4 protein-coding genes and 1 pseudogene are annotated in these 7,581 nt (G+C 36.9%); 3 read left to right on the top strand and 2 right to left on the bottom strand.

Annotated features, from left to right (window positions below; genetic code table 11):
* Positions 1–430, bottom strand: a pseudogene (locus EV203_RS12815) (hypothetical protein); the annotation flags it as partial.
* 273 nt (positions 431–703) lie between these two features.
* Between EV203_RS12815 and EV203_RS12810 the strand changes: the two are divergent.
* Positions 704–883 carry an S-ribosylhomocysteine lyase gene (locus tag EV203_RS12810; protein ID WP_132040863.1) on the top strand — a complete coding sequence of 60 codons (180 nt, stop codon included), beginning with the start codon at positions 704–706 and terminating at the stop codon, positions 881–883.
* A 42-nt stretch (positions 884–925) separates the two neighbouring features.
* Here EV203_RS12810 and EV203_RS12805 read toward each other — a convergent pair whose 3' ends face one another.
* Positions 926–2,020 carry a DmpA family aminopeptidase gene (locus tag EV203_RS12805; RefSeq protein ID WP_132040862.1) on the bottom strand — a complete coding sequence of 365 codons (1,095 nt, stop codon included), beginning with the start codon at positions 2,018–2,020 and terminating at the stop codon, positions 926–928.
* 1,205 nt (positions 2,021–3,225) lie between these two features.
* Between EV203_RS12805 and EV203_RS12800 the strand changes: the two genes are divergently transcribed.
* Both EV203_RS12800 and EV203_RS12795 read left to right on the top strand, forming a co-directional pair.
* Complete coding sequence (locus EV203_RS12800) at positions 3,226–4,779, top strand: FapA family protein (protein WP_132040861.1); 1,554 nt, start codon at positions 3,226–3,228, stop codon at positions 4,777–4,779.
* A gap of 35 nt (positions 4,780–4,814) precedes the next feature.
* Positions 4,815–7,196 carry a GGDEF and EAL domain-containing protein gene (locus EV203_RS12795; protein ID WP_132040860.1) on the top strand — a complete coding sequence of 794 codons (2,382 nt, stop codon included), beginning with the start codon at positions 4,815–4,817 and terminating at the stop codon, positions 7,194–7,196.
* Positions 7,197–7,581 lie beyond the last annotated feature (385 nt).

Here is a 7,581-nt window from a genome sequence, read left to right as displayed (position 1 = left end):
GATCTGGCCACCAGCATATTAACCTGTCCGAATTTAGTACCTCTTTTTCTAAATTTTCCTGCTGCTTTGCTGTAAAGAACTTTTCTCCGTATTTTCCACTTAAGCAGGCCGCTATTATTAAATTTCCTTCTTCCCATAAGTTTACAACGGGAGGCAGCAGTTTTTTTCGTTCTTTTCTCGAATATATGTGCCATGTTAAATCCGCAAGATCTTTTGCTGCTTCTTCTTCATCGGCTGTTGTCTCTTCTTTATCAATGATTGCCTTCAGAGGATTCCATTCTCCTGAATCGCTCTGTTCTGCAACTAATGCAACATCAATTTCGGTATCATTTATGTAAGGAAAAACCAGATTAAAACTGCACTGTTTCCCGCCCTTAGATTGAGAATAATTGATTATAATCTTGTCTTCTCTGTTTACTATTTTTCTCATTATTAGCTCCCTACCTCTTTTGACTCTTTTAATTACATTTTAAAATTTTTTTGTGTACAGTATCAACCATTTTTTGTTTATAATCCAAGAACCAGAGCTAAAGTTTCGGTGTTTTAAGCTTGCCTTTTGAATATGATTTATGAATATAAAAAAATAGAGCATTTATTCTAAATGCCTGCTGTAATAGAATGAGAAATAAAATTAAAAGCGGGCATTCAAAAAAATCCCCACCCTAACTATTGACAAAAAGCCAAAAAATTTAATGTAACACCCCTGAATGAAATTAAAGAAGCGGTGAAGACCTTCCTAAAAAGGGTTTTAGAATCAGAAAAAGTTTCTGCCGCTAACAAAATACCGTGCAAGAACTTCAGGGATCACTCTCTTGAAGGTGCAAAAGAAGTGGCTAAAAAAGTTCCAGATGAAGGAATATTAATTCTGGAAATAATCTCTTAGCATCTAAGATAGGTCTTTTTTGTGTTTGTATATAATGATTATTTAGTCCTGCCTTATCATTTCCGCCAGCTTTTCCACCGGCAAAAGCGGAGCCTCATGGTAGTCCCTTCCCACTATTCTTTCCGCTGTAAACATGGAGTCCCATACGGCCTCTTCCACGGCTTCTACCACCGCCTGAAATACTTTGTTTATATCACCGGAATGTGGAGATATAGTCTTAATCTCCATCACGGGCTCACCGTAATGGCAAATCCTGTTTGCCGTGGAAAAGGCGATGGCAATGTCGCCGCTTCCATTCCCCATGAAGGAGCCCGTCTTCGCAAGGCCTAAGACTCCCCTCTTTGCTACCCTCTCCAGACCGTGGGCATCCATCGGCGCATCAGTGGCGATGACGATTATGCAGGAACCCTGGTCTTCTTTCGCCGCCTCTTTCCCTTTTTTTATTTCTTCCTTCAACATCCTTCCCACATTTTTTCCGTTGAAAATAAGGTCTTCCATCCTGCCGTAGTTGGTGAGTAAAAGGACACCTACTGTATAGACTTTGCCCCCTATTTCGATCCGTCTGGAGGCTGTGCCGATACCACCTTTAAACCCGTGGCAGATCATGCCCGTGCCTGCACCAACGCTTCCCGTTTCGAACTCATTTTTTCCGCTTTTTATGGCCGCAATGACATGTTCCTTTTTCACATGCCTTCCACGAATGTCGTTGAGATAGCCGTCGTTGCACTCCAGCACCACCGGATTTACGGTGCCCGTGGTAATGCCGATATCTTCATTAAAGGAGAGCATGTATTCTATCAGACCATCGGCAGCAGTTCCAACGGACAGCGTATTCGTTAAAATGATAGGTGTCTCCAGCGTTCCCAGTTCTTTCACCTGGATAAGCCCTATAGATTTTCCGAATCCGTTCCCCACGTAACATGAGGCGATAAGTTTTTCCTTAAAGATGTTTCCGCTGTGGGGCACAATTGCAGTTACTCCTGTCCGCACCGGCCCTTTTCCGGGGATAAGCTTTCCTTCGCCGGAAATTAATGTCACATGTCCAACCGTTACTCCTTCTACATCAGTAATAGCATTTAAAGGGCCGGTCGGAAGTAGGCCTAATGTAATACCGTATTCCCTCATCCTCTTTCGCATTTTCTTCCCTCCTAAGGCAAAATAGGGTAAATCTACACAGCTTCTTTTTTAATTACTTTGTAAAATCCTGAATAATTTTTCATGCTCTCATACTCTTCCATAGAGTGCATACCAATAAATCCACAGGAACGGGATATTTGACTTACATCCCTTTCTGCAAAACAGTTGTGAAGGGGAGTGTCACTTTTTTGACCACAATTATCAAATCAAGGTTGCAGTTAAGTCTATATACTTGTGTAAGAGGGATTGAGCCATTCCCCTCCCCTGGTTAGAATAAAAGTGGAAACAAAGCCAAAAATCATTCTTCCGGGATGAGAAATAACTCAATACAATATTACCATAAGATTTTGAAATTTTGCATTACCTTTTTGTAAAAAGAGCTAAAGATGAAAAGCTAGCTAAATTCGTAGAGTCTGTGCTTACTCGAATCCTGGTATCTCGGACTACTGAGCAAATCAAAGCTGAATCCTATAAAAGAACAGAAAAGAGACAAAACTAACGTATAGTCACTAACGTTGGTACCCTTCTCTTAAAGAGTTTCAAGACTTTGCAATGGTAAATTTACCAGTGACCCTTTTAAACGTAGATTCCCAAGACTGGAATCTGGCATTCGTCTAATTGGAGCTTTACTAATAGGACGGGAAAGAAGTATATTTAGAACATGAGAAAGTATTTTGGGTAGCAAAAAGAGACTTTAAAAAATCAAATGAAAAGGTTATTTCAGTAAAATGACTATTCAAGTTCAAATTTTTGTGTAAAATTTTCATTAGGTCAGAATTAAGTGTTAATTAGTTACCATCACTATTATATTACTTTTGTGTCTTTTTGAGTTGACCGTCTTAAAATAATTTTCTTAATTTTTTTTTTTTTTTTTTTTAGAAGGAATTACGGTTTTTTTGTCGAATATAGTAATTTAATAGATAATAACGTAAAAATAGTATGGTGCGCCCGGCATGGAGTAAGCTAAAGCGTGGAAGTCCCATATAGGCCTGGTATTAAACGTGCTAAAAGCAAGGGTATTTATCGTGTGGTGAAATCTTAAGAAAGCTTAGGGCAAAATCGCTGCCCGATGAACAAAAACTACATATATGGCTGCTTGGAACGGATAAATATGAAAAACAAAGCTCAGCAACGCTTAAAGAGTTCCTGTATTTACGTATATCATATTTTATCCATTGGGGCGCTTAACATACGGGGGTGTTTTTATGAAAATAGAATTAAGCGATATTTTGAAGAAAATGGGGATTATTTTAGAAATCTCGGATGATGAAATGATTGTAACCTTAAGAAAAACCCTTTTTTCTTCTTGGGGTGATATAGATATCTATGAATTTTTAAATATAGTGGAAAGCAAACTTCGTAAGAACGGAATTATAGTAGGTATAGATAAAAGTGCGTTAATTAGCGTATATACCCAAAATAAAAAAGAAGCGGTGATAGCAAGAGGAATACCATATAAAAGTGGCAGGGATGGTTATCTGGAATTTATTATAAAAATCGATAAGCCAAGAATTCTTTATACAGAAACTTTTTCTGAAGAAGATATATTTGATATGGCAAGTATACCCTTTGCAAGAAAAGGTGATGTTATCGGGAAACTACATAAACCCATAAAAGGTGAAAATGGAATTAGCGTAAGAGGTAGAATTATAAATGCACCACCTGTAAGAGACGTTGAAGTAAAAATTCTCAGCGATTCCATAGTTTTTAAAGAAGATGAAGATAAGATAGTTGCGATAGCTGACATTAGACCGGTTGTTCATAAAAAAGATGAAACTGATAAATTTGTATATTTTTTTTACTCTATTCCTGTGTTCTTTTACGAAGGAAGTATCCCGAAGAATTCAAGACCTGTAACATTCGAGGGCGATGTTATAATAAACGGAAATGTCGAAAAAGGTAATCAAATAATTGCTTCAGGAAATGTTCAGATACTGGGTTCAGTTTACGAATCAGTAGTTGAGGGAGGGCAAAATATTATTATCTCTGGCGGAATTGTTGATAGCCAGTTACACGCCGGTTTTTTACCAGGAAACATTTTTGATAAAATAGAACTTCACGCTGTAAATCTTATTGTTGAGAAATTATCGGCAATTTTCCTCCATATTAGAGAACTACCAACCGTTATGAATAATTCCAGACATTTAAGTGAGAAGATCAAATTAATCGAAACCTTAAAAGAAGAGTTAAAAACATCATCAACAGAAATAAGTATGATACGCAGGTCAAATGTACTTCAAAATCTTCTGGAGGATTTAAAAAGTCTCGTTAAAACGCTTAACAACATTTTGGATTACGATATTATTGGTCTTATAAAACACTTGAATTCATTAAAAGAAATCTATGAAAAAATCCTCTTCATATCAAGAATTTTAACAGAGGAACATGAAAACAAGGGACATATACTTGCAAAATGGGTTCATGACAGCAAAATTTACGCTATGAAGGACGTAATTATAACCTCAGAAGCAGGCTGTTATAACACAAAAATTTCTACAAATGGTTCGGTTTCTATTAATGGTAAGGTTAGGATGAGCACGATCGAATTTAAGAAAAATATCTTCATAAAAGAAGCCGGATCGCTTGGCGTTGGTAGTCGTGTATTATTAAAGGGAAGTAAAAATTCAATAGTAAAAATTCTTTACGGCTATGAAGGAGTCGAACTATACTTTGATAAAATAGGCTACAAATTAAGAAATGGTGAAAAAATAAAATTATATTTGGACAAAGATGAAAAAGTCGTCGAAGACATTGTTTAAAAAATAGTTGTCAAGAAAGGAGAAATTAATGGCGAATGATAGAGAAGATGCCTAGTGAGAGGAAAAATAAGAGTTTTATTGAAGAATCAAAGAAATCAATTGCTTATCTTCAGAAGAAAGAAGAATTTTTAAGCAGAATTTTTGAAAACGAGCAGATGCTTATAGTAGTCTGGGCATTGGATGGTAGAGTAGTTTGGTTTAACAGATATACCCACGCTGTAATTGGTATAGCCGTTGAAGAACAAACAGAGAGGATAGATATAAGTTCAATAATTCCCAGGGACATGATAAGCCGTATAAAAGAAAATTTGGACGATACTGAAGATAGAGGCATTCATTACAAATGTGAAAATCCAATGGTTTTGAAGGATGGCAGACAAATTTATATTATGTGGCATAACAGTATTATTTGCGATGATGAAGGAAACAGGTATATTGTTTCAACTGGTATAGACATTACAGACCTAAAGAATGCCGAAAGAAGACTTGAAGAAGCAAATAGTAACCTTCTTGCTTTAAACGAGGAATTGATGGCTCAACAGGAAGAGCTCTCTGCAATGAATGAAAAACTTATGGCCCGAGAAGAGGAGTTGAGGCAGAACTTAATTGAAATAAAAAGGCAGCAAGATGAATTGAAAAGAAGCGAAGAACGCTACAGACTGGTAGTTGAAGGAGCAAGCGATGGACTATGGGACTGGGATTTGATAACGGATACGGCTTACATATCCGAGAGGTGGAAGGATATCATTGGTTTAGATAAAGAAGTAGTAAACAACTATTATGAAACATGGATTAAATTCATTCATCCTAGAGATATTAAAATAGTCATCAATAATCTACGTAATCATCTTGAGAAAAAGACACCATTTTATTTATGCGAATACAGAATCAAAACAAAAGACGGTAGATATATTTGGGTTCTAAGCAGGGGAAAGGCATTGTGGGATGAAGAGGGCAGAGCCATAAGAATGGCAGGGTCGCACACGGATATTACTGAACGGAAACAGATGGAAAGCGAGTTAAAATACATGGCATTCTATGATCCTTTAACTGGCCTTCCTCGCCGGGAGGTGTTTATGGATAGGCTCAAAATTGCCATGGCAGATGCAAAAAGGAATGGGAAGAAACTTGCAGTGTTTTTTGTCGACCTTGATAATTTCAAAACAATCAACGACTCCCTGGGACATCATATAGGTGACAGGCTATTGAAAAAGGTTGCCAGGAAACTGAAAGCGTGTCTGCGTGAATCAGATACAGTATCCAGAGTGGGCGGTGATAAGTTTGTTATTTTGCTACCTGACATAATTAATATTGACGATACAAATAAGGTTGCAAACAGAATATTGGAACTTTTCAACCAACCGATAAAGTTCAATAATTATGAATTGTATGTGACTGTTAGCATAGGTATTGCCATATATCCTGACCATGGAAAAAATGAAAGAGCTATAGTCAAAAATGCAGATATAGCGATGTACAAGGCTAAAAGAGATGGGAAAAATAGTTTTCAATATTTTGACAACATTACGAGGAAAGAAGTCGAAATTGTCAGCACAATAAGAAGAGATTTAAGGTTTGCTTTGGAAAAAGGTCAGTTCTTTTTGCACTATCAGCCTATTGTTGATGCAAGGACTGGTAAAGTAGTGAGTATGGAGGCACTGTTGAGGTGGCAGCATCCTAAAAAAGGACTGATCAGTCCCATTCATTTTATTCCAATTGCTGAAGAAACACGACAAATAATATCTATAGGTGAATGGGTGTTAAGGACAGCCTGCAAGCAAATGAAAGAATGGCTTAATATGGGGTATTATGGTTTTAGTGTTTCGGTGAATGTTTCAGTGCATCAGCTGCAGCAACCTGATTTTGCAAAGGTTGTATTTGATATACTAAACGAAATTGAACTTGAACCAAGATTCTTAGAACTGAAGATTACTGAAACCGTCCTTATAGAAGCAATGGATACGGTGGTTAGAAACCTTTATCGCTTGAAGGAAATGGGGGTCAAAATAATAATAGATGATTTCGGAACGGAAAATAGTTCTTTCAAATACCTCCAAAAATTTACGGTTGATGGTTTGAAAATTGACAGGTCGTTTGTGAGCGAGATAAAGGTAGAGGTAAATAAGGCTATTGTCGATGCGATTACTTTCTTGGGACACAGGATGAAACTCGGCGTAACTGCCGAAGGTGTGGAAACAAAAGAACAGCTTGATTGTCTTGTAGAGAGCGGGTGCGACAAAGTTCAAGGTTATTATTTCAGCAAACCGTTGCCTCCAGACGAGGCCATTCGAATGGTTCAGAAAGAATCCAATTATTTCATCTTTTCTCCTTCTACCCAAAAGTGTTGCAAGAAAGTAGACGGAACAAAAAAACATAGTGGAAAGGATAAGACCTTAGGGAAGTCTGAAAATACTTGAAAAAATTTCGCATTCTTATCAAGAGTTGGGATGGGTATTTTCTGAATAGCCGTCCTTAATTGTTGTATTGGAATACAACGGTATTACTACTAAATACACACATCAAATATTAAAACTATATTTTGTCTTACTATCTCAATAAATGCAACATTTGATATTTAATATTTTTAACTTGACTTTGTTAGTTCGAAACCCAAAAGGCTTGGGAATACAGGTATTGACAAAAAATGGGCGTGAAATTTGTCACTACATTACTTTTTCCATACCTTCCTCATATGTAATGAAATTTCTTGGTGCTTTTATTTTCATCACCTTCAATATGTCTTCAGCTTCCTCCTCCATCTTTTGTTTGATTAAATATTTCTTCCCATTTATCTCTATCTCC

The sequence above is a fragment of the Caldanaerobacter subterraneus genome, assembly GCF_004345675.1.
GTDB classification, from domain to species: Bacteria; Bacillota; Thermoanaerobacteria; order Thermoanaerobacterales; family Thermoanaerobacteraceae; genus Thermoanaerobacter; species Thermoanaerobacter subterraneus.
The sequence above is the reverse complement of the archived record's forward strand: the minus strand, read 5'-3'. Positions and strand labels throughout refer to the sequence as shown.